Genomic DNA, 24,635 nt, shown 5'->3' with positions numbered 1-24,635 from the left:
AAAACTTATAAACTTAATGAATTGGTATTATTTGATCATTTTTTTAAAGCCAACAAGTACTACCAACAATAATACCATGGGGTAGTAAGCATGCAGGACCACATCAACAGGTGATATTTTCATGGTAGCGCCTAACAACAACGCTTGTGCGCCATAAGGAATAAGGCCTTGGTTAATACAAGCAAAAATATCTAATAAACTAGCCGATTGTGCCGGCTTGAGTTTGCCTTCTTCGGCAAGCTCTTTTGCTGTTTCTCCCGAAATAATAATGGCGACTGTATTATTGGCGGTGAAAAAGTTACTAAAAAAGGCTAAGCCACCAATACCAATACCGGCAGCCATTTTGTTATTGTGGCCAGCTGAATTTTTAACGAGTTTGTGGGTGATGTTTGCAATTGCTTTGGTTAACGCGGCTAAACCGCCTTGACGTTTCACTAATTCACTTAAGCCACCAATAAATAAGGCCAGAATAAAAATATCCTGCATGGCACTAAAACCTTGATTTATATCGCTTAGCCATAGGGTTAATTGATAGCCGTTAGTGATAAAACCAATAGCTGCAGCGGTAATAATCCCCACCAATAAAACAATAAAAACATTCACACCCAATAAAGCTAACAATAAAATAAGCAGATAAGGTAGTAAACCGGTAATGGCAATATCAGTACTTGCTTGGTGACTAATAGGCTCGGCTAATAAAGTAAATAACACTAAGCAAATAATGGCCGCAGGCACTGAAATTTTAAAGTTAGCCTTAAATTTATCTTTCATTTCCGCACCTTGGCTACGTGTTGACGCGATGGTGGTATCTGAAATAATGGATAAGTTATCGCCAAAAATAGCGCCCGACATAATTACTCCAGCAATCAAACCGGCATTTAAATCGGTTGCCTCAACAAAGCCTAATGCAATCGGGGCGATAGCAGCTATGGTACCCATGGATGTTCCCATCGCCGTTGCTAAAAAAGCGGAAACTAAAAATAAGCCAGGTAATAACAAATAATCAGGAAACATGGCTAAGCCTAATTGCACACTTGCATCAACACTTCCGGTTGATTTTGCCACCGTTGCAAAAGCACCCGCTAATAAATAAATCAGGCACATGGTGATAATATTTTCGTGACCAGCGCCTTTAATAAAATGGTTGATTTTTTCATTGACGGTGCCGCTGCCCATCCACACCGCTAAAATAATAGCGGGAATAATTGCGATACTGGCGGGCAATTGATAAAAAGCAAATTCCACCCCTTGTAGGGTAAAAATGATACCGGTGCCTAAAAAGAGTAATAAAAAGAGGGTAAAAGGTAATAGGCTTTTCATATAAATTCTTCTTGTTAGAATGATAGATGGCTGTTTGCCATGATTATGTTGATAAATAAACGCGATAGCAACAAGCGAGCGAATTTTGCGTAAGGTAAATATATTTTTAGCACTACAGATCGAACAATGAATATGCTAAACTTTCGCGCGAATTTTTACTACTTAAGAAGAAAGCATGTCTGAAAATAAATTTGAATCAATAGAACAACGTGTAAGTTATGGTGTCGGTCGTCAATTAGGTGATCAATTACGTAATAACCCTTTTAAAGATTTCGACGTTACTGCTGTTCAAGCTGGCTTAGCTGATGCTTTAGCGGGTGCTGCTAGCCAAGTAAGTGAAGAAGCATTAAACGAAGCGTTTTCTGTTATTTCTAAAAAATTACAAGAGTTAGAATTAGCTGCAGCGAAAGAAAAATCAGCTGAAGGCGAAGCTTTCTTAGCTGAAAATGCAAAACGTGACGAAGTTACAGTGACTGAATCAGGTTTACAATATGAAGTATTAGCGGCTGGCGAAGGCGAAAAACCAACAGCAGCTAGCACTGTTCGTACGCATTATCACGGTACTTTTATTAACGGTGACGTTTTTGATAGTTCTTACGATCGTGGTCAACCTGCTGAATTCCCTGTAGGTGGAGTTATCGCTGGTTGGACTGAAGCTTTACAATTAATGCCTGTTGGCGCTAAATACCGTTTATACATTCCGTATAACTTAGCTTACGGTGAGCGTGGTTCTCAAGGAGCAATACCTCCTTATTCAGCATTAGTATTTGATGTTGAATTATTAGATATTTTATAATTATCTAAATTAAAGCCGGGTTTCCCGGCTTTTTTATGGCAAGAATTTACTTGGCGAATTTTTATGAATGTTTCATCAGTAACAGCGCAGCTACTTGAATTATTTCAAACGCTAGCGCAAAGTTTAGCGCAGAGTGATTTAGCGAAAGCTCGCAATTGTTACCATTTGCCTTGTACGCTATCAACGCCTGATCATGTCATGCTGTTAACCACAGAAGCTGAATTTAGTGACGCTTATCAAGCCATATTTACGCAATTAAAAGACCAGCAATTCAGCGCTTTTAAAATGCTAAATAGCACTTATCAAAAGCTAACCCAAACGGTATTTTTGGTGAATATCGACTGGCAATTTTTTTCAGATGATGAACAGTTAATTACCGAGTTTGCCGCGATTTACCATGTTAGTGTTATTGATCAGCAAGTAAAAATAATTAATGCCGTTTCACAAGATATCAGTCAATCTTTGGCGTTAAGTCAAAGTTTAATTTTTACAGCATAAAACGTTTAAAGAATAGAGAAAATATAATGACAATTAAAGTTGCTATTTTAGGTTGTAGTGGTCGTATGGGCCGCAATTTAATTCAAGCTGCAGCAGAGCATGAACAAATAACCTTAGTAGGAGGCACTGTTCGTGCAACTTCATCATTTGCTAATTTTGATTTAGGGCAATTAGCCGGTATTGGCGCGTTAGGTTTAAATACTTCAACATCAATACAAGATTTAGCCGACGCTGATGTGTTTATTGATTTTACTTCAATTGAAGCTACCCTTGATAACGTAAAATGGTGTGCAGAACATCAAAAAGCGATTGTTATTGGCACAACTGGTTTTGATGACGCACAAGTGGCGAGCATTAAACAAGCAGGGCAGCAGTGTCCCGTTGTGTTAGCACCGAATACGAGTGTTGGTGTAAATTTATTATTTAAATTAGTTGAAATGACCGCGAAAGCGATTGGCGATTACACCGATATTGAAATTTTAGAAGCGCATCATCGCTTTAAAAAAGATGCACCATCAGGTACTGCGGTAAAAATTGGCCAAGTTATAGCCGATACTTTAGATCGTGATTTATCGCAATGTGCTGTTTATGGTCGAGAAGGCATTACCGAAGAACGTGATCGTAATACCATAGGTTTTGCAACCGTTCGTGCCGGCGATATTATTGGTGAACATACCGCTTTATTTGCTGATTTAGGTGAGCGTATCGAAATCACTCATAAAGCAACATCTCGTATGACCTTTGCTTTAGGGGCAATGCGAGCAGCATTATGGTTGTCAAAAGCACCGGTTGGTTATTACGACATGCAAGATGTACTTGGTTTAAAATAAAAGTTTTAAATAAAGGCGTTGAAATAACCTTAATTCGTTGAGGTTATTTATAGAAAACTATTACTTTTGGGTGTTTTAGATGATTTTTCATTTAAACACTGAGTTTTTACAATTATTACTAGACGAAAGAAAGCTTCGAGCGTAAAATAAGTGGATTTTGTCAAAAATTTACCGATAGTTAGGTTTTTGACATTTTTGTATGCATTACATTTGTGCTTAAGATAACGACGGCTTAGCCTATTATTCTTGAGTTTCTTTCTTCTTTTCGGAGGTTAAATTGACTAAATCTGCTATTTTAGTGCTAGAAGACGGCACTGTATTTAAAGGCACCGCAATCGGTGCAGAGGGATCAGCAGTTGGTGAAGTTGTGTTCAACACTTCAATGACTGGTTACCAAGAAATTCTTACCGACCCTTCATACGCAGAACAAATTATTACTCTAACGTATCCGCATATCGGTAATACGGGTACTAACTCTGAAGATGAAGAAGCGGGCGAAATTGTTGCTAAAGGCTTGGTTATTCGTGATTTGCCTTTATTAGCAAGTAACTTTAGAAATGAAGAAAACTTAAGTGAATACTTAATTCGCCATAACATTTTAGGTATTGCCGATATTGATACCCGTAAATTAACCCGTATTTTACGTGAAAAAGGTGCACAAAACGGTTGTATTTTAGCCGGTGAAGTTACCGAAGAAAGTATCGAGCAAGCGTTATCACAAGCAAAAGGCTTCCCTGGCTTGAAAGGCATGGATTTAGCCAAAGTTGTTTCAACTAAATCAAGCTACGAATGGACAGAAGGTAGCTGGGAATTAGGCAAAGGTTTTGTTACGCCAGCTGAAAAACCTTTCCATGTTGTTGCTTATGACTTTGGTGCGAAACGTAACATTTTACGTATGTTAGTTGACCGTGGTTGTAAATTAACGGTTGTTCCTGCACAAACACCTGCTGCCGAAGTATTAGCTATGAATCCAGATGGTGTCTTTTTATCTAATGGCCCAGGTGACCCAGAGCCATGTACTTACGCCATTGATGCAATTAAAGAAATTTTAACAACAGATATTCCGGTATTTGGTATCTGTTTAGGTCATCAACTACTTGGTTTAGCGAGTGGCGCTAAAACCATTAAAATGAAATTTGGTCATCATGGTGGTAACCACCCAGTAAAAGATTTCGCACGTGATGTAGTGATGATCACAGCTCAAAACCATGGTTTTGCTGTTGATGAAAATAATTTACCGGAGAATATCAAAGTAACGCATACATCATTATTTGATGGCACGATACAAGGTATTCACCTGACTGATAAACCAGCATTTAGTTTTCAAGGTCACCCTGAAGCGAGCCCTGGTCCTCATGATGCAGCACCATTGTTCGACCATTTTATTGACCTTATTAAAGCCGCTAAAGCTTAAGCCCTTAATCAAGATAAACAGAGAGAGAATTTAGAAAATGGCAAAACGTACTGATTTAAAAAGTATCTTGATCTTAGGCGCAGGTCCAATTGTTATTGGCCAAGCCTGTGAGTTTGATTATTCAGGCGCACAAGCATGTAAAGCCTTACGTGAAGAAGGTTATCGAGTTATCTTAGTTAACTCTAACCCAGCAACGATAATGACAGATCCGGAAATGGCCGATGCCACGTATATCGAGCCAATTCATTGGGAAGTTGTTCGCAAAATTATTGAAAAAGAGCGTCCTTGTGCTGTATTACCAACCATGGGTGGTCAAACGGCATTAAACTGTGCTTTAGAATTAGAAGCAAAAGGCGTATTAAAAGAATTTAATGTTGAAATGATTGGCGCAACAGCCGATGCAATCGACAAAGCTGAAAACCGTGAGCGTTTTGACCAAGCCATGAAAAATATTGGCCTTGAATGTCCGCGTGCTGAAATTGTTCATACCATTGAAGAAGCGCACGAAACGTCAAAGCGTATTGGTTTCCCATGTATTATTCGTCCATCGTTTACCATGGGTGGTACCGGTGGTGGTATCGCTTATAACCGCGAAGAATTTGATGAAATTTGTACGCGTGGTTTAGATCTTTCTCCAACATCTGAATTATTGATCGATGAATCATTAATTGGTTGGAAAGAATATGAAATGGAAGTGGTTCGCGACAAAAATGACAACTGTATCATTATTTGTTCTATTGAAAACTTCGATCCTATGGGTATTCATACGGGTGATTCGATCACTGTTGCTCCAGCACAAACGTTAACCGATAAAGAATACCAAATCATGCGTAACGCATCGATTGCCGTATTACGTGAAATTGGCGTTGAAACAGGTGGTTCAAACGTACAATTTGGTATTTGTCCTAATACTGGCCGTATGGTGATCATCGAGATGAACCCACGGGTATCTCGTTCTTCAGCATTAGCGTCAAAAGCTACGGGTTTCCCAATTGCTAAAATTGCAGCCAAGCTTGCGGTTGGTTATACCCTTGATGAATTACAAAATGACATTACCGGTGGTGCAACACCAGCATCATTTGAGCCGACTATCGATTACGTAGTTACTAAAATTCCACGTTTTAACTTTGAAAAGTTTGCCGGTTCTGAAGACCGTTTAACAACTCAAATGAAATCTGTTGGTGAAGTAATGGCGATTGGCCGTAACCAACAAGAGTCAATGCAAAAAGCATTACGCGGCTTAGAAGTTGGTGTTAGTGGTTTTGACCCGATTGTTGATGTAACGAAAAAAGGTGCTAAAACTAAGATCATGCATGAGCTTCAAGAAGCCGGTGCCGATCGTATTTGGTATGTTGCTGATGCCTTCCGTTTAGGTTTAACCATTGAAGATGTTTTTAATGCAACTAAGATTGACCGTTGGTTCTTAGTACAAATTGAAGATTTGATCAAAGAAGAGCAAAAAGTTTCTGAAGGCGGCATGAAGTCGTTAACACCAGAATATTTAAGACAGTTAAAACGCAAAGGTTTTGCTGATTCACGCTTAGCGGATGTGATTGGTGTTAGTGAAGCTGAAATTCGTAAAAAGCGTGAAAAATCAGGTATTTTCCCTGTTTACAAACGTGTTGATACTTGTGCTGCTGAATTTAGCTCTGACACTGCTTACATGTATTCTACTTACGATGAAGAGTGTGAAGCTAACCCGACAGATAATGACAAAATCATGATCTTAGGTGGTGGCCCTAACCGAATTGGTCAAGGTATTGAATTTGATTACTGTTGTGTTCATGCTGCATTAGCATTACGTGAAGACGGTTATGAAACCATCATGGTTAACTGTAACCCTGAAACGGTTTCAACTGATTACGATACTTCAGATCGTTTATACTTTGAATCGATCACCTTTGAAGATGTGCTTGAAATTGTTCGTATTGAAAAGCCTAAAGGGGTTATCGTGCAATATGGTGGTCAAACACCACTTAAATTAGCACGTGCATTAGAAGCTGCTGGTGTGCCAATTATTGGTACTTCTCCTGATGCTATTGACCGCGCAGAAGATCGTGAGCGTTTCCAACAAGCGGTTGAGCGTTTAGATTTATTACAGCCAGAAAATGCGACAGTAACTTCACTTGAAGAAGCAATGGCTAAAGCAGAAGCAATTGGCTTCCCACTAGTTGTTCGTCCTTCTTACGTATTAGGTGGTCGTGCAATGGAAATTGTTTACGACTTAGAAGATTTACGTCGTTACATGACTGAAGCTGTTAGTGTGTCGAATGACTCACCAGTATTGCTTGATCACTTCCTTGATGATGCGATTGAAGTTGATATCGATGTGGTTTGTGACGGTACTGACGTGGTTGTTGGTGGTATTATGCAACACATTGAACAAGCGGGTGTTCACTCGGGTGACTCTGCATGTTCATTACCTGCTTATAGCTTAAGCCAAGAAGTTCAAGATGTAATGCGTAAGCAAGTATCAGACTTAGCATTTGAGTTAGGTGTTATTGGCCTAATGAATACACAAATGGCAGTAAAAGGCGACAAGGTTTATTTAATTGAAGTTAACCCTCGTGCTGCACGTACAGTACCATTTGTATCTAAAGCGACCGGTGTTCCTTTAGCGAAAATTGGTGCTCAGGTTATGGCTGGTAAAACCTTAAAAGAATTAGGTGTGACTAAAGAAATTATTCCACCTTATTTCTCAGTTAAAGAAGTGGTTATTCCGTTTAATAAGTTCCATGGTAGTGATCCATTAGTTGGCCCTGAAATGCGTTCAACGGGTGAAGTTATGGGTGTTGGTAATACTTTTGAAGAAGCTTTTGCTAAAGCTAACTTAGGTGCCGGCGTTTCTGTACCAAAAGATGGTCGTGCGTTAATCTCTGTTCGTAACAGCGATAAAGGTCGAGTTGTTGACTTAGCTAAACAAATGGTTGCTTTAGGTTATGAGTTAGATGCTACCCACGGTACTGAAATTATATTACGTGAAGCGGGCGTTCCGGTTCGTCGTGTGAATAAAGTACATGAAGGTCGTCCTCATATTCTTGATAGAATCAAAAACAGTGAATATAGCTATATCATCAATACAACGGAAGGTCGTAAAGCGATTGAAGACTCTAAAGTATTGCGTGGTGGCGCACTTCGCTATAAAGTAGCTTACACAACAACGTTAAATGCGGCATTTGCTGCTTGTCAGGCACACTCTGCCGATGACAGAAACACGGTAACTTCAATTCAAGAGTTACATAAACGCTGTTAATACGCTAAATAAAGACAGCAGCTTAGGCTGCTGAATTTGACAATTAGACAAATTTAAATGGTTTTTTCGTTTGAAAAAACCATTTTTTATTAAGTGCTTTAGAAGCTGATGTCAACGGTAAAAGCCAACATCAATTCGCTTTATTATTTTCATAGCACATAAAAACAAGGTAAGAAGAAAACCATGACAAAATATCCAATGACACTTCTTGGTGCCGAACAGTTAAAAGAAGAACTTAAATATTTAAAAACAGTAAAACGTCCTCGCATTGTTAAAGATATTGCTGAGGCGCGCGAACATGGTGACTTAAAAGAAAACGCCGAATACCATGCTGCGAAAGAAGAACAAGGTTTTTGTGAAGGGCGTATTCAAGACATTGAAGGCCGTCTTTGTAATGCGCAAATCATTGATGTAACTAAAATTCCTAACACAGGTAAGGTTATTTTTGGCTCAACCGTTACCTTATTAAATATTGACACTGAAGTTGAAGTGACTTATCAAATTGTTGGTGATGATGAAGCTGATTTTAAAACTGGCCGTATTTCATTAAACTCGCCAATGGCTCGTGGCTTAATTGGTAAAGAAGTTGATAGTGAAATTGAAATTACCACACCAGGCGGCGTGGTTGAATATGAAATTATCTCGGTAGAGCATAAATAATTTAAAAATTATATTGCTCTGCTACTATTTGATATTTGATAAAAGTGGTTCAATCTTGAACCACTTTTTTTTCGGTGAATTTTATATCAATTCCATTAATACCAATCCGTATAAGTGGCAATAATTTAATGAAATTGGTATTACTCAAATTAAACCGTTTCTTCTTTTATTGAAGGAACTTCAGGGCAACTAGCAATCGTTTCAAATTCATTTTTTTCATCTCTTTGTACCAGTTTTACGTCAAATTGCCATAAATAATGTAAGTGTTTTAAAACTTCATCTTTTGACTCAGCTAATGGAATGCCATTATGTGGGGTATATTCTAATGTTAGAGAACGATCACCCGAAATGTTTGCTTCAATAACTTGAATATTCGCTTCTAAATTACTTAAATTGTATTGCTCAGATAAGGCACTTCGAATTTTTTTATATCCTGCTTCGTTATGAATAGCGGCAATTTCTATATAGTTTTCTTTTTCATCATCATGAATATGAAATAACTTAAAATCACGCATCAGTTTTGGAGATAAAAATTGGCTAATAAAGCTTTCATCTTTGAAGTTATGCATAGCAAAGTGTAGGGTTTCAAGCCAGTCACTGCCAGCAATATCAGGAAACCAAGCCTTATCTTCTTCAGTTGGCTCTTGGCAAATACGTTTAATGTCCATAAACATGTTAAAACCTAAAGCATAGGGGTTAATCCCTGAATAATAAGGGCTATTATATTCTGGTTGGGCAACAACATTGGTATGACTGTGAAGAAATTCTAAAATGAATTTATCAGTGACTAAGCCCTCATCATATAAATGATTTAAAATGGTATAGTGCCAAAAGCAAGCCCAGCCTTCGTTCATTACTTGTGTTTGTTTTTGTGGATAAAAATACTGTGATATTTTACGAACAATGCGAACTAATTCACGTTGCCAAGGTTTTAATAAGGGGGCATTTTTTTCAATAAAATAAAGAATGTTTTCTTGCGGCTCAGCAGGGTATTTAGGTTTGCGTGTTTGCGTGTCTTTTTGATCACTAGGTACGGTTCGCCACAAGGTGTTAACTTGAGATTGTAAATAAGCTTCACGGTCTTTTTGACGTTTTAACTCTTCTTCAAGTGAAATTTTTTGTGGTCGTTTGTAACGATCAACACCATGGTTCATGAGCGCGTGGCATGCATCTAAACAGGTTTCTACTTCATCAATGCCGTATTTTTGCTCGCAGTTAGCAATATATTGTTTAGCAAATAATAGATAATCAATGATAGAGCCTGCATCTGTCCATGATTGAAATAAATAATTGCCTTTAAAAAAAGAATTGTGGCCATAGCAGGCATGTGCCATCACTAACGCTTGCATTGTTAGCGTATTTTCTTCCATCAAGTAGGAAATACAAGGATCAGAATTAATGACAATTTCATAAGCTAAACCCATTTGACCACGTTTATAGGTTTGTTCGGTTTGGATAAATTTTTTGCCATAAGTCCAATGGTTGTAGCCAATTGGCATACCAACGCTGGCGTAAGCATCCATCATTTGCTCAGCAGTGATCACTTCAATTTGATTTGGGTAAGTATCTAATTTATATAATTTGGCAACCCGGGCTATTTCGGTTTGGTATTGCTCTAATAATGGAAATGTCCAGTCAGCACTATCACTTAATGGTGTTGTTTTTTTATGGGTACTTTTAGGCGTACTGTCTTTAAAATTAGTCATGCAAACTCCACTACTTAAGCTGCTTGCTCGGCAGATTTCTTGAATAAATCACGGAAAACTGGGTAAATATCGTGGACGGATTTTATATGGCGCATGGCAAAACTGTCGTTAAGGTTTGCAACTTCTTGATATTGATGCCATAAGGTTTGATGGGCATGTTGAGTGATCTCAATGTAACTAAAATAACGAGATTTAGGTAAAATATTCTCCAATAATAGTTTTTTACACTGAGGTGAATCATCAGCCCAATTGTCACCGTCAGAGGCTTGAGCACCATAAATGTTCCATTGCCCGCCGTCATAACGCTCTTTGATAATTTTATCCATTAAAATCAGCGCAGAAGATGCGATAGTGCCACCGGTTTCTTGAGAATAAAAAAACTCTTGCTCGTCAACTTCTTTAGCTTGGGTATGATGGCGAATATAAACCACATCGATAGATTTATAAGTACGGGTTAAAAATAAATAAAGTAGAATATAAAAGCGCTTGGCAATATCTTTGGTTGCTTGATCCATAGAACCGGAAACATCCATTAAACAAAACATTACGGCTTTTGATGTTGGCACTGCTTGTTTGGCATAATTACGATAATGTAAGTCAAAGGTATCAATAAAAGGCACCTTGGCTATTTTTGCTTTTAGCGCTTCTATCTCTAATTTCAACTGTTTAATGGCTTTAGCATCAATTTCAGGCGCTGCTTCCATAACAATTAAAGCTTCTTCTAACTCTTTTAATTGTCGGCGTTTGCTCGCTGTCATGGCAATTCTGCGGGCAATCGAGCCTTGTAATGATTTGACAATATCAATGTTTGATGGATTGCCCTCGGCACAATAACCGGCACGGGTAGTTTTGTATTCAATAAGTTTATCTAATTGATTTTTTTCTAAATTAGGTAAGGCTAAATCTTCAAACAATAAGTTTAAATATTCTTCTTTACTGATCGAAAAAACAAAATCATCATCACCTTCGCCTGAGTCGCTAGCATCTCCTTGACCACTGCCGCCTTGCTGTCCTTGCTCTGGGCGAGGAATACGATCCCCTTGGCTAAATTGGTCATTGCCCGGATGAACACGATCACGCACGCCGCCTTGACCTTGATGAAAAATAGGCTCAGATAAATCTTTGCGGGCGATAGTAATACTTTCACCCGATTCAACATCCGTTACCCCGCGATGATTAATGGCGTCGGAAACCGATTTTTTGATCTGGCTTTTATATCGGCGAATAAATCGCTGACGATTAACAGTACTTTTATTTTTACTGTTTAATCGTCTATCAATAAAATTCGACATATTTCCTCCTTTTAATGCAGTGGCTGTAACTACTCAAATAACCACTTATGAGGATTTTCTAACGCGTAAATACCATTCCGATAATAATCGCACTTGTTTTTGGGTATAACCTTTAGTCATCATGCGTTCAACAAAGTCGTCGTGTTTTTGTTGATCTTCGGTTGATGTTTTGGTGTTAAATGAAATAACTGGCAATAAGTCTTCGGTATTTGAAAACATTTTTTTCTCGATCACCGTGCGTAATTTTTCATAACTGGTCCAATTCGGGTTTTTACCGTTATTGTTTGCTTTTGCCCGTAAGACAAAATTGACAATTTCATTACGAAAATCTTTCGGATTACTAATACCTGCCGGTTTTTCAATTTTTTCTAATTCGTTATTTAGGGCGGCGCGATCAAATAGTTGCCCAGTTTCAGCATCGCGATATTCTTGATCTTGGATCCAAAAATCAGCATAAGTAACATATCGGTCAAAAATATTTTGACCATATTCAGAGTACGATTCTAAATAGGCGGTTTGAATTTCTTTACCAATAAATTCAATATATTGCTGAGTTAAATAACCTTTAATAAATTCTAAATAACGCTCGGCGGTTTCTTTGGGTAACTGCTCACGTTCAATTTGTTGCTCAAGTACATAAAATAAATGTACGGGGTTTGCGGCAACTTCCATATGATCAAAATTAAATACGCGCGATAAAATTTTAAAAGCAAAACGAGTTGATAAGCCCGACATGCCTTCATCAAGCCCTGCATAATCACGATATTCTTGGTACGATTTTGCTTTAGGATCGGTGTCTTTTAAGCTTTCGCCATCGTAAACTCGCATTTTGGAATAAAGGCTTGAATTTTCAGGCTCTTTTAAACGAGACAACACTGAAAATTTCGCCAATGTTTCTAAAGTATCAGGCGCACATTGCGCGTTATTGAGTTCACTGTGTTCAAGTAATTTTTTATAAATTTTAACTTCTTCAGAAACCCGCATACAGTAGGGCACTTTGACAATATAAACACGATCTAAAAAGGCTTCGTTGTTTTTGTTATTACGAAATGTTTGCCATTCGGATTCATTTGAATGCGCTAATAAAATACCATTAAAAGGCAAGGCAGATAGCCCTTCTGTTGGGTTATAGTTACCTTCTTGTGTTGCGGTTAATAATGGATGTAACACTTTAATTGGTGCTTTGAACATTTCAACAAATTCCATTACCCCTTGGTTTGCACGGCATAAGGCACCTGAATAGCTATAAGCATCGGGATCATTTTGAGCAAAATGTTCTAATTGGCGAATATCTACTTTACCGACCAAGGTTGAAATATCTTGATTGTTATCGTCACCAGGCTCGGTTTTAGCAATGGCAAGCTGATCTAAAATTGAAGGGTAGACTTTAACGACATCAAATTTAGAAATATCACCACCAAACTCATGTAAGCGTTTTGACACCCAAGGCGACATGATAGTACTTAAATAGCGAACCGGAATGTTGTACTCGTCTAATAATATTTTACCGTCTTTACTGGCGTCAAATAAGCAAAAGGGGTGATCATTGACCGGGCTACGGACACCATTAGCACTTAACACATAAATGGGCTCTAGCTGCATTAAGGCTTTTAGTTTTTCAGCAAGAGAAGATTTACCCCCACCAACAGGGCCTAATAAATAAAGAATTTGTTTTTGTTCTTCTAAACCTTGTGATGCATGTTTTAGGTAAGATACTATTTGCTCAATGGCTTCTTCCATGCCATAAAAATCAGCAAAAGCGGGGTAACGAGCGATAACACGGTTAGAAAATATGCGGCTTAAGCGTGGATCGTTTGCGGTATCAATCATCTCAGGCTCGCCAATTGCCGTTAAAAGACGCTCTGAAGCACTGGCATAAGCCTTTTTATCTTGTCGGCAAAGGTCAAGAAACTCTTGGATAGAAAATCGCTCTTCTTGGGCTTGGTCGTAGCGCGATTGATAGTGCTGAAAAATACTCATAACCTTCTCCAAATTCACAATAAAGAATAAAAACTTTCAGTAACCTACTTGTTATTGAAATTAATAAATAACAAGTTTTACAGCGGTAACCGTGAAATTAATTTATCTATTATTAAGTTTAGCCAAGAATTTCAGAACTAGATGATTAATTTGGAATTATTTTTAAAATATTTCACTTTAGGGGCGTAGCAGAGGGATATGTTATGATTAAATCTGAAAGGTTAACGACAGAATTTAAAATTGAAGAAATAAAAAAGCCAACACTAAAGTTGGCTTAATAATACCTGTTTAGGTGATTAGCTTATGCGAAGTTTGCTGAAGCAAAATCCCAGTTAGCTAATGCCCAGAAACCTTCCATGTAGCTTGGACGAAGGTTACGGTAATCAATGTAGTAAGCATGTTCCCATAAATCTACTGTTAATAAAGGAGTAACACCTTCATCAGTTAATGGCGTAGCAGCGTTTGAAGTGTTAACAATAGCTAAGCTACCGTCAGCGTTTTTAACTAACCAAGTCCAGCTTGAACCGAAGTTGTTAATTGCACTGTCAGTGAATTTTGCTTTAAAGTCAGCAAATGAACCAAAGCTTGCTGTAATTGCATCAGCTAAAGCGCCTGTTGGTTCGCCGCCACCGTTAGGGCTTAAGCTGTTCCAGTAGAAAGTATGGTTCCAGATTTGAGCAGCGTTGTTAAATACACCACCTTCAGATGATTTTACGATATCTTCTAAAGACTTACCTGCAAAATCAGTACCTTCAATAAGACCGTTAAGCTTAACAACATAAGTATTGTGATGCTTACCATAGTGGTACGATAACGTTTCAGCTGAAATGTGTGGTTCTAATGCGTTTTGCTCATACGGAAGAGCTGGTAATTCAATCGCCATTATATTCTCCAAGACTATTAATATTAACCAATTTTATGAAGTAAATTGGTGAGTAACTTAAACAAATATTCATTTAAGCAGTAATTCATTATTTATTTTTGCGCAAAAATAAAGAAGTTGTTTGCTTTTGTTAAAAACCTAGTAAAATACTCAAGAATTTATAAAGCCTGCATAGTTTACTGAAAATTATGCGCTTTGCCATCGATTTTTAAAGCGCTAAATGAATTAATTTAGTTCAAAATCAAATAATAGTCGCTATTTCATTGAATATTGCCTTATTTATCACTAAATAATGAAATAGCAATTAATATCAGAGGTTACTATGGAAACTATTGAAAAAATCAAAGCACAAATTGCAGAAAATAATATTTTGTTATACATGAAAGGTTCACCTAAATTACCAAGCTGTGGTTTTTCTGCTCAAACGGCACAAGCGATGATGGCTTGTGGTGAAAAATTTGCTTATGTTGATATTTTACAAAATCCAGATATTCGTGCTGAATTACCAAAATATGCTGATTGGCCAACATTCCCACAATTATGGGTTGAAGGTGAGTTGATTGGTGGTTGTGACATTATTTTAGAAATGCATCAACAAGGTGAATTACAACCGTTATTAAAACAAGCGGCTGAAAAAGACAATTCAGCAGCGGATGCATAATTTATTTTTCAATTTTGTATTGAAAAATAAAATTACAGCACAATACTAGTTGTACTAATAATTAGTAAGTTCAGTGCTTAAACTAATAACTAAGGTTTAAGCAATAAATAGTGGTAGCAATATCACGTTTTAAATAATAAATGGAGAATAAAATGAGTGTACTAGTAGGTCGTCCAGCACCGGACTTTACTGCTGCAGCCGTATTAGGTAGCGGAGAAATTGTTGATAGCTTTACATTAAGCGAAGTGATCAAAGGTAAAAAAGCAGTTGTATTTTTCTATCCTCTAGATTTCACATTTGTATGTCCTTCTGAGTTAATCGCTTTTGATCACCGTATGGAAGACTTCAAAGCACGTGGCGTTGAAGTTATTGGTGTTTCAATTGATTCTCAGTTTTCTCACAATGCATGGCGTAACACACCAGTAAACGAAGGTGGTATTGGTCCAGTTAAATACGCTTTAGTTGCTGATACTAAACATGAAATCTGTCAAGCATACGGCGTAGAACATGAAGCAGGTGTTGCTTTCCGTGGTTCTTTCTTAATTGATGAAGACGGTGTTGTTCGTCACCAAGTAGTTAACGACTTACCATTAGGTCGTGACATTGATGAAATGCTTCGTGTTGTTGATGCTTTACAATTCCACCAAGATCACGGTGAAGTTTGTCCAGCAGGTTGGAACAAAGGCGATAAAGGTATGACAGCTTCTCCAGAAGGTGTTGCTTCATACTTAGCTGATAGCGCTGATAAATTATAATTAGCTTGCTCATTGATAAATGAGCGATGGTTAATTAATTTCTAATTTTTTCATTGATGTTAATTGATGTTCAAAATTAGAAACATTAGCAATAAAAAAAACCGAAACATTTGTTTCGGTTTTTTATTGCTAAAAATTAAATTTTTCAGTCTGGTTAATTAAAATATCGACTTGGCGTTTGTTATTCTGCTCTGAAATCACAATGCGAATATTTTGACCATTATGTAAAAAGGTGAGGGTTAAACGCTTGCGTTTTAATTGCTCAGTTTGTATTTCCCCGTATGCGGCAGTATAAAAGTCAATCACTTGTTGCTTACTCGCCGTGGTAAAATAATTAAGCACGGCAGGTAGCTCGTCGGTAAATGAAGCAAATACTTGAGCATCAGGTAATTTAGCGACATAAATATTGCTATCTTCATTGCCCGCGCTATTTGCTAAGGCGCTGATACTGGCGAGGCTAAGGCAACAAAGTATGCCGAATTGGCGAGTTATTTTTTTTAGATCCATCTTGAGCTCCACAATTTTAAGACATCATTTCACAGCTATTGCTAGCGATATTAATAGTGTTCAGGTATTAATGATGTTACTTATTAACAACACTGTAAAAGGTCATTTTAATTCGGTCAATCTTTATTATAGCCGATGAATGTCTTTAATTTTGGTTACGCGTTACATTTTAGGTGTTTATAACGGTCAACCCATAAAGCGGTTGCGCCACAAATGGCCACCGGCATCACGATAAAATTAATCAGTGGTAACATTGAAAAAATACAGGTGGTGATACCAAAGCTATAACTTAAGCCCTTATGAGCTTGTAATATTGAGCGCATATCATCAAATGATATTTTATGATTATCAAATGGGTAATCTTTGTATTGTATTGCCATCATCCAAGCGACAAATAAAAACCAAATAATTTGCCCGACTACCGGCAATATAAAAAAGAGTAGAAGAAAACCTATAGCGCGTGGAACGTAATAAGCAAACTTTTTCCATTCACGAATAAAAGTACGAGGAATATCTTTAATAATATCAACAACACCGCCATCAGGAGGTGTTTCACCCGTTAACAGCGCTTCTACTTTTTCAGATAATAAGCCGTTAAAGGGGGCAGCCAACCAATTGGCGACAGAGGTAAAGATAAAAGAAAACAAGATCAGCATACCCACCACCGCTAATGGCCACAATAAACTGCTTAACCAAGTTAGCCAATCAGGTAATAGAGTGGTTAATTCCGCCATATAATAATCAAGTTTTTTATAGAGATACTGAAAAGCAAAAAAGAATAAAATGAGATTAACGACTAAAGGAATAAGTACGAATCGTTTGATGCCTTTTTGTCGGATCAATGTGAAGCCGAGAAAAAAATAACCGGCGCCGCTTGTTGCTAAATTGTGTTTTTGAGCTGACATAATTTTTATATAAAACAGAAATAGAATTTTATTATATAGTGATTGTATAGAATGGCATGCATTCAAGAAACGATAAATGTTACAAAATACATCAAAGTAATGATGAAGTTTTAGTGAAATGAATAGAAAACCGGCAAACTTAGCTATGTTTTATTTATTAACAAAAAAAAATCAAATTTTTCACCGTTTTACTCTGGTTTATCAGTCAAGACCGATTTATTATTGTCGGCAATTAATAACTTTATCGTTGATATGTGACATTTAAATACTAATCTCATGCGATCAAAGTTAACATGCGCTAAAAATTATAATTAACCGCATAAATAAACAATTCTTGATTTAAAATTTTTTGACTCATGTCTGGATAAGTAATTTATATCAGACATTTGTGAGTGTTATAACACAGGCGAGATGATGGAATACGATATCAGAACAGCTTTAATGATCATCAGTGCAATTGCAATTTTTGCAATACTTTTACATGGTTTGTGGAAAATTAGAAAAAACAAAAATCCCTACAAATTAAAAGCGAAAAGCGAAAATATAGAACCAATTACTCGTAGCTTTGATGGTTCAGGCTTTGATCAAGACGGTGTTAGCCAGCCACGAATTATTGGAGCGAATGCCTTTACTGGCGAAATTGAACACCCACCAGAAGAGCATGAAATTGCTCATCAGCCAGCACCAGTGCCTGAATTTAATGAAGAGCCGTTACCTAAAGATGTGGTTGAAAAAGAACAAGCGTTAGCACAAGAACCAGAGTTAGGGCTAACAGATACTGTGCAAGAACATGAAGTTACTCAGCAACCTATTGTTATTGAAAAAGAAGAAGAAATAACAACTCAGCCTGAGCCAGAAATTGAGAGTGTTTATCAAGCACCGGTGGAGAAACCTAAACCGCAAAAAATCTCAAAAACAGTAAAACGCAATAAGCCTAAAAAGCCAGTTAATCAGATTGAAATTAACTTTGGTGATGGTTTAGAGTTTGAAGATGAATTAGAGCCTGTTGTTAACGAAGCGCCAGAGCCACCAAAAAAAGCGGCTGATATTGAGCCGGAAGTTATCGTGTTATCGGTTGTTATGCCTGAAGGAACAATGATTTCTGGTGCAGCATTACTACCGACATTGTTAACTTTAGGTATGAAATTTGGCGATATGAATATTTTTCATCGTCATGAAGATAATGCCGGTAATGGTAAAATTACCTTTAGTTTAGCGAATATGATGAATCCTGGAACCTTCGATTTAGACACCATGGAAAGCTTTTCGACTCAGGGGGTTAGTTTATTTATGACCTTACCTAACCCTGGTGATGCGTTTAAAGTGTTTGAGCAAATGTTATCCGCAGCTAAACAATTAGCACAAGAGTTTAATGGTCAATTATTAGATGATAAACGTAGCGTGATGACCAAACAAACCGAGCAACATTACATCAGTAAAATTAGAGAGTTCGATCGAAAATATCGAATTGCAGCTAGCTAACATTTAGTTTAGTTAAGTTAAAGCCTCCAACAGGAGGCTTTTTTCATTATAAAATTTAACACAAAATATGCCGATACAAGCTTGCAAATAAAAGCAAAGCTTGAATATAACAACAAAAATTCATTTTGCTTTAATGCATTAATAGGTGATCGTTCATGTCAGCCATAAAATTTTCTCAAGAGCAGTTAACCATTCTTCAACAAATGAATGAAGCCGTTGAAAGTACTGTAATTGAATCATTACTGTTAGCCGATATTACGGCGTTGTCTACGGATGATTTATTACTTTTACTTAAAACCACCAATGGTTTGTATCGCTCAGGTTTTCCACTGATCAGTGACGCCAGTTATGATCTTTATCATGCGGCATTAAAAGCGAAATCTCCTGAGCATGAATATTTATCAACGGTAGAAGCGGAAGTGTTAATTGATAGCAAAACCGTTGCTTTACCTCAAAAAATGTTATCGACAGATAAAGCGTATTCTTTTGAAGAAATTAAAAAGTGGGCAACGCGGTTATTAAAAGCGGCGCAAGAAGTAGGAGTTGAGCATAAAGATGTTTACGTTAGAGTAACACCCAAATTAGATGGTTATGCCGCCTACGACGACGGTAATATGCTTTATACACGTGGTGATGGTGTCAGAGGTCAAGATATTAGCCGCGCCTTTGCTAAAGGCTTACAAGTGGCCAATAGTGGTGAACGCGGTTTAGGGCCGGGTGAAATTGTTATTAAAAAAAGCTACTTTGATACTGTGTTAAGTCAGCACTTTGAAAACTCAAGAAACATTCAAGCTGCAATTATTGCAGAAAAAAAAGTTGATGACTTAATCCAAACCGCCATTGATGAAGGTGCCTGTGTTTTTTATCCATTTCAATTAATTGATAACTGGACCGGCCATGTTGATGAAGTACTCACTGATTTTGAACGTATCGTTGAACAAATTTGGCATGCGGTTGATTTTGATATTGACGGTGTTATTTTTGAAGTAACCAATGAAGCGATCAAAGCTCATATGGGCGCAACCAGACATCATCATAGATGGCAAATTGCCTTTAAAGTGAATGATGAATCGGCTGAAGTTGAAGTGCAAAGTGTTACGCCGCAAACTTCAAGAACTGGCCGAATTTCACCTGTTGCAGAGCTTGTGCCAACAAAATTAAGTGGTGCTACTATCAGCCGAGTTACCGTTCATCATTACAATATGGTGAAAGAAAAGGGCGTTGGCCCTGGGGCGATAGTGCAAATTGTGCGAAGTGGTTTAGTGATCCCGAAAATTGAAAATGTGATCAAAGCTGTTGAGCCAATGTTACCGAGCCACTGTCCAAGTTGTCAAACACACCTTATTTGGGAATCTGATCATTTAGTTTGCCCAAATAAAACCGACTGCCCAGCACAAACAGAAAATACCTTAATTCATTTTTTTAAAACTTTAGGTAATAACGATGGTTTTGGTCCGAAAGTGATTGAAAAACTGCATGAATACGGAATAAAACGCATTCATGAAATTTACGAACTTAAAAAGCATAAGTTTGTTAGTTTTGGATTTGGCGATAAAACGGCGCAGAATTTAGTCGATCAACTTAAAGCAAGCCAAGACATAGCCATAGAAGATTGGCGTTTTCTAGCAGCTTTTGGTGTTAGTCGTTTAGCCGGTGGTAATTGTGAAAAACTACTACAGCATCATTCATTAGTAGAGCTGTTTGACGTTAGCGTTGATGACATGGTGAAAATTGACGGTTTTGCGCTGTTAAGTGCTGAAGCGATTGTTGAAGGCTTAGCAAATGTTAGATCTGAGTTTTTTAAGGTTTACGAATTAGGATTTAACTTAACAATTACGCCAAAACAAGCGGATATGGCGAACAATGATTCTCCTATTGCAGGTAAACTGGTTGTGTTTACCGGCGCTATGACTCAGGGCTCAAGAGGTGATATGGAAAAACAAGCGAAACTGCTTGGTGCCAAAGTAGGAAAATCGGTTTCAGGGAAAACAGACTTGTTAGTAACGGGTGAAAAAGTGGGTGAAAATAAAATAAATGCGGCTAGAGATAAAGGTGTAAAAGTAATAAGCGAAGCTGAATATTTGGCTTTAATTCTTGCTTAACGTTGCCATAACTTAAAGCCAAGCTTAACTTAATCAAGCCAAGCCATAGCATTGTCTTTGAGCTTTATTCATCAATTGACTCATGACAATCTTTCCTCATAACAATAAAGTAAACTAAATTGTTATGAGGAGAGCGCTTTTAAAATTCTTATTCAACCGCGTTCAGGTTATTTTAAACTCAACTTTTCGGTATTTTTCAATTCTGGGCTGCCGCCTCGATTGCCACTGCCACTAGCAATCCATAAATGATCATCGATAATCGCTACGCCAGTGCCATGGCAACCAAGATTTAGACTAGGGCCTGTTAGCCATTGCTGAGTTTTGATATCAAAAATTTCAGTTTCATGGTGCGCCGGTTTATGTGCCATTGATTCGCCGCCAATCACCCAAATTTGATCTGCTATCGCGGTGGTTATATTACCAGCACGAGGTGTTGGAAGTGGCGAGCGCGAGGTTGACCAAGCGTGTGTGTTAAAGTCATAAATATCAAGTTCATCAACAACTAAATCAAATACTTGTTTCGTTACTTGAGAGGTTGTTCTGCCGCCGGCAGCGTAAAGTTTGTTATCAACTACCGCAGCTTGGAAATGATCACGGCCATTAGGCATGTCTTTTAGCACTCGCCATTGTCCGGTTTTTGGATCATATTCATCAAACCACGATACTGTGCCTGTTCTATGTCCGTCAGTAATGCCACCAACGAGATAAATTTTATTGTTATAAACAACAACTCCGGCACCACCTCGGCGTCTATGCTCTGGTATTTCATCACCTTCTGACCATGTATCTGTACTTGGGTTATAAATCATAATGTTTTTAAGTGGTACTTCACCGGGATAACGCCCTGTCATTGCGCCAATAATGTAAATTTTATTCTCAAAAACAACCGGCTGGAAATGATGTATTTCAAGCGGTGAGGCAGACTTTGTTGTCCAAGTTGCTGTTTTGGTGTCAAAGACATTGACAGGGTTAATGCGTCTACCGCCTAATAAATAAAGCTTATCCTTAAAACCTACTAAGCCCGCTTCATGCCGTGCTACAAGGTTTCCTTTGGTGTTGACTGTTTGCCAAGTCATCTCGTTGATAGCCGTTGATTTAGCCGTTGATTTAGCGGTTATATCAACGCTTGTACAACCAATCAAACCAAACAAGACAATAGTTGCTATGAATAATTGATTAATCGCATTTAACTTAACTTTTAACGCGTCAGTATACCTTGTCATAATTTATTCCCTTCGTAATCACATGAAACGGTATTAAATGGTGTTAGCTTGCCAAGAAGGTTATCTCGGCAATGCCTGCAATTTATTATAAAAATATTGATACGCTTGTTGGTCTCGCATTTTCTGCGCAAGGGTTAAACCTAATTGCAATAACTGGCCGTCATGGATGAATCGGCCACTGATCATTTTTAATTGCGCTAACGCTTTTTTTGTCTCTCCAGTATTGTCTAAGGCTAAAATATAAATATAAGCGTATTGACTATTATTTGGCTGCAGCTTTAATGCCTTAGTAAATGAAGCAATGGAGCTTTTAACTTGCTTTAAGCGTATTTGATACAAGCCATAACTGTAATGAACAAGGTCTGAGTTAGGAACGGCTTTTAATGCGGCAAGATAAGTTTGTTTTTCTTGCTCTATATCGCCAATATTTCGATATAAGTCAGCTAAGTTGATATAGCTAGCTGGAAAATAAGGGTCAACATTAATTGCTTTTTTTAGATGAGCAATGGCTTTGCTGTTATTACCTGACATCAGTTCTAGTATCGAATGATTTAAATTACCTTCACCACGCCAAGCACTCACATCATTAGCCGTAACTAACTCGTTAAATGCTTTGTTTAGTTGAGCTTTGTTAATGTTAGGTATTGTAATTAAATGATTAGCAGCGGCGGTTCTTACCGCTTTATATTTATCATCTAATAAAGTTTGAAATGATTTTGTTCTTTCTTCAGGGGCAATAATTTGTCCGATACTGGCAAGCGCTAAACGAATTAATGGTACCTTTGAACCGACCCAGTTTTTAATATCTTGATCCGTTAATGTTGGTGTCGAGTTTGGCAATAAGCTTAGGGCGGTTGCACGAATAATATCATTACTGTTGATATCATTAATCAAGGCAAGATGAGCAGCAAGAGGTACTTGTTGACCTTGCTGTAATGCCATGTAAGTTTGCTCTGAACTTGTTAGTGCTTTAGGGCTACCGTGCCATTTTTTAATATTTTGTGCGGCCCAGCTATTGTCCTTTTCTTCGTGACATTGCACACAGGCATTTGGTGTTTGAAATTGTTCAGACAGGTGAGGGCGAGGAATTTTAAAACTGTGATCGCGGCGATCATCAACACCCATATAACGGTTTTCGGGCATGTGACAGTTAACACATAAACTACCGGTACTATTTTCTTGATGACCATGATGTTCTGGCTTGTTAAAAATTTCGTTATTATGACATTGCGCACATAAGGTGTTGTCAGGTAGCTTAATTTTCATGGTGTGTTGATCATGGCAATCTAAGCAGTTAACACCTGCTTTATACATTTTACTTTGTAAAAATGAACCATAAACATACACTTCTTCTTTAATCTGGCCATCAGCATGATATAAATTGGGTTGTAAAAAGCTTGGTGAAAATTGATCTAAAAATGCTTGGTCATGCTTAATGCCATCGGTTAATGGCGAGCGCAAGGCATGACAAGCAAAACAGCCATCCATAAATTGATTATCGCGTTTTTCGCCTTGCCATGTTGCTGTCGCCTTGCCAGCTTCAATTAGCCATTGATTAGTGTATTTAGGGATTTTAGTGCTTTTGCTGTTAGTCTTGGGCGCTTTAGCATGTTCAGTCATTTTTCCATGACACGATTGACAGCCAACATTAATGTTGTCCCATGTGGTGTTAAAGCTATTGTCGTTGGATGAATAATTACGTTTTAAACCATCTGAATGACAATCAGCACACATACCATTCCAATTTTGCAATGGTTGTAACCAATGTAAGCGGTCGTTTGGTAAAATATCTTCATCTAAATAGTTAGCGTACCAGCGCTGGCCACCATCGGCTTTTTTTCTACTATCCCAAGCAAACGGGAACACTTGTAACTTACCATTACCATGATCAACTAAATATTGTTGTAACGGGAAATGGCCAAAGGTGTAGATAACTTTGTAGGCTTGCAATTTGTCGTTATAACCATGCTCAGCCCAAAACTCGTTTCCTTTTTTATAAAAACGCGCAGTTTGAGTGAAGTGCTTAGTTTCAGCGTTATTAAAATCACCCAATACCGTGTCTTTTGTTGCTAGTGCCATGGCCTTAGCATGATCAGATTTTTGCCAGTTATGGACCTGTTCTTGATGACAATCGGTACAGACATCAATTGCCGCTGTTGAATGATCGCTAGTTATCATGGCAAAACTTTGAAAAGATAACATTGATAAAAGCATTAAAAAGCATGCATTGAATGATAAGTTACCAAACCCAAACGGATGATTTTTTAAAAAAGCGAACATAATAGACAAACAATAATATAAAAAAGGGCAGTATACATTATTCAAGTTATTGTTGAATAACATTTAAGTGTTACTAAATATGGTTTAC

The 24,635-nt window shown here is 37.6% G+C and carries 19 protein-coding genes; 10 read left to right on the top strand and 9 right to left on the bottom strand.

Going from position 1 to position 24,635, the window contains the following annotated elements; translation table 11 throughout:
- Positions 1–27: 27 nt before the first annotated feature.
- On the bottom strand, positions 28–1,320 hold the full coding sequence (locus tag ACSLUO_RS04015) for a Na+/H+ antiporter NhaC family protein (RefSeq protein ID WP_448246416.1): 1,293 nt from the start codon (positions 1,318–1,320) through the stop codon (positions 28–30).
- Positions 1,321–1,495: 175 nt separating this feature from the next.
- Between ACSLUO_RS04015 and ACSLUO_RS04010 the strand changes: the two genes are divergently transcribed.
- The 6 genes from ACSLUO_RS04010 to greA all read left to right on the top strand — a co-directional run bounded on the left by ACSLUO_RS04010 (position 1,496) and on the right by greA (position 8,771).
- Positions 1,496–2,116 carry an FKBP-type peptidyl-prolyl cis-trans isomerase gene (locus ACSLUO_RS04010; protein ID WP_448246414.1) on the top strand — a complete coding sequence of 207 codons (621 nt, stop codon included), beginning with the start codon at positions 1,496–1,498 and terminating at the stop codon, positions 2,114–2,116.
- 63 nt (positions 2,117–2,179) lie between these two features.
- Positions 2,180–2,614 (top strand): DUF6841 family protein, encoded by a 435-nt coding sequence (locus tag ACSLUO_RS04005; protein WP_448246413.1) that lies wholly within the window; start codon positions 2,180–2,182, stop codon positions 2,612–2,614.
- A gap of 26 nt (positions 2,615–2,640) precedes the next feature.
- Entirely contained in the window at positions 2,641–3,444 is an 804-nt protein-coding gene (gene dapB, locus ACSLUO_RS04000; RefSeq protein WP_448246412.1) for a 4-hydroxy-tetrahydrodipicolinate reductase, read from the top strand.
- 277 nt (positions 3,445–3,721) lie between these two features.
- The gene (gene carA, locus ACSLUO_RS03995) at positions 3,722–4,858 is read left to right on the top strand and encodes a glutamine-hydrolyzing carbamoyl-phosphate synthase small subunit (RefSeq protein ID WP_448246410.1); all 1,137 of its coding nucleotides are present in this window, start codon (positions 3,722–3,724) and stop codon (positions 4,856–4,858) included.
- A 37-nt stretch (positions 4,859–4,895) separates the two neighbouring features.
- A complete protein-coding gene (carB, locus tag ACSLUO_RS03990) occupies positions 4,896–8,111 on the top strand; it encodes a carbamoyl-phosphate synthase large subunit (protein ID WP_448246408.1) in 3,216 nt (1,071 codons plus the stop codon).
- Positions 8,112–8,294: 183 nt separating this feature from the next.
- A complete protein-coding gene (gene greA / locus ACSLUO_RS03985) occupies positions 8,295–8,771 on the top strand; it encodes a transcription elongation factor GreA (RefSeq protein ID WP_448246406.1) in 477 nt (158 codons plus the stop codon).
- A 149-nt stretch (positions 8,772–8,920) separates the two neighbouring features.
- Here the strand turns inward: greA and ACSLUO_RS03980 are convergent, their stop codons facing one another.
- The 4 genes from ACSLUO_RS03980 to sodB form a co-directional block, all read right to left on the bottom strand.
- Positions 8,921–10,477 (bottom strand): SpoVR family protein, encoded by a 1,557-nt coding sequence (locus tag ACSLUO_RS03980; RefSeq protein ID WP_448246404.1) that lies wholly within the window; start codon positions 10,475–10,477, stop codon positions 8,921–8,923.
- A gap of 14 nt (positions 10,478–10,491) precedes the next feature.
- Positions 10,492–11,769 (bottom strand): YeaH/YhbH family protein, encoded by a 1,278-nt coding sequence (locus ACSLUO_RS03975; RefSeq protein ID WP_448246402.1) that lies wholly within the window; start codon positions 11,767–11,769, stop codon positions 10,492–10,494.
- 45 nt (positions 11,770–11,814) lie between these two features.
- A complete protein-coding gene (locus tag ACSLUO_RS03970) occupies positions 11,815–13,749 on the bottom strand; it encodes a PrkA family serine protein kinase (protein ID WP_448246400.1) in 1,935 nt (644 codons plus the stop codon).
- A 301-nt stretch (positions 13,750–14,050) separates the two neighbouring features.
- On the bottom strand, positions 14,051–14,632 hold the full coding sequence (gene sodB / locus ACSLUO_RS03965; RefSeq protein WP_448246399.1) for a superoxide dismutase [Fe]: 582 nt from the start codon (positions 14,630–14,632) through the stop codon (positions 14,051–14,053).
- A 322-nt stretch (positions 14,633–14,954) separates the two neighbouring features.
- Between sodB and ACSLUO_RS03960 the strand changes: the two genes are divergently transcribed.
- Together ACSLUO_RS03960 and ACSLUO_RS03955 are read left to right on the top strand one after the other, a co-directional pair.
- Entirely contained in the window at positions 14,955–15,293 is a 339-nt protein-coding gene (locus tag ACSLUO_RS03960) for a Grx4 family monothiol glutaredoxin (protein WP_448246397.1), read from the top strand.
- 152 nt (positions 15,294–15,445) lie between these two features.
- Complete coding sequence (locus ACSLUO_RS03955) at positions 15,446–16,048, top strand: peroxiredoxin (protein ID WP_448246395.1); 603 nt, start codon at positions 15,446–15,448, stop codon at positions 16,046–16,048.
- A gap of 129 nt (positions 16,049–16,177) precedes the next feature.
- Here the strand turns inward: ACSLUO_RS03955 and ACSLUO_RS03950 are convergent, their stop codons facing one another.
- Positions 16,178–16,555: a hypothetical protein gene (locus tag ACSLUO_RS03950; protein ID WP_448246393.1), complete on the bottom strand. Its 378-nt coding sequence runs from the start codon at positions 16,553–16,555 to the stop codon at positions 16,178–16,180.
- A 155-nt stretch (positions 16,556–16,710) separates the two neighbouring features.
- Positions 16,711–17,460 carry a sulfate transporter CysZ gene (gene cysZ / locus ACSLUO_RS03945; protein ID WP_448246391.1) on the bottom strand — a complete coding sequence of 250 codons (750 nt, stop codon included), beginning with the start codon at positions 17,458–17,460 and terminating at the stop codon, positions 16,711–16,713.
- Positions 17,461–17,874: 414 nt separating this feature from the next.
- Between cysZ and zipA the strand changes: the two genes are divergently transcribed.
- A complete protein-coding gene (gene zipA / locus ACSLUO_RS03940; protein WP_448246390.1) occupies positions 17,875–18,942 on the top strand; it encodes a cell division protein ZipA in 1,068 nt (355 codons plus the stop codon).
- Between the two features lie 155 nt (positions 18,943–19,097).
- A complete protein-coding gene (locus ACSLUO_RS03935; protein WP_448246388.1) occupies positions 19,098–21,044 on the top strand; it encodes a helix-hairpin-helix domain-containing protein in 1,947 nt (648 codons plus the stop codon).
- A 167-nt stretch (positions 21,045–21,211) separates the two neighbouring features.
- On the opposite strand, the gene ACSLUO_RS03930 is transcribed toward ACSLUO_RS03935, so the two are convergent.
- Positions 21,212–22,267 (bottom strand): Kelch repeat-containing protein, encoded by a 1,056-nt coding sequence (locus ACSLUO_RS03930; protein ID WP_448246387.1) that lies wholly within the window; start codon positions 22,265–22,267, stop codon positions 21,212–21,214.
- Positions 22,268–22,327: 60 nt separating this feature from the next.
- Positions 22,328–24,445, bottom strand: coding sequence for a multiheme c-type cytochrome (locus ACSLUO_RS03925; protein WP_448246385.1), 2,118 nt, complete (start codon positions 24,443–24,445; stop codon positions 22,328–22,330).
- Between the last annotated feature and the right edge of the window lie 190 nt (positions 24,446–24,635).

It is taken from the genome of Thalassotalea agariperforans (assembly GCF_053470345.1).
The sequence above is the reverse complement of the archived record's forward strand: the minus strand, read 5'-3'. Positions and strand labels throughout refer to the sequence as shown.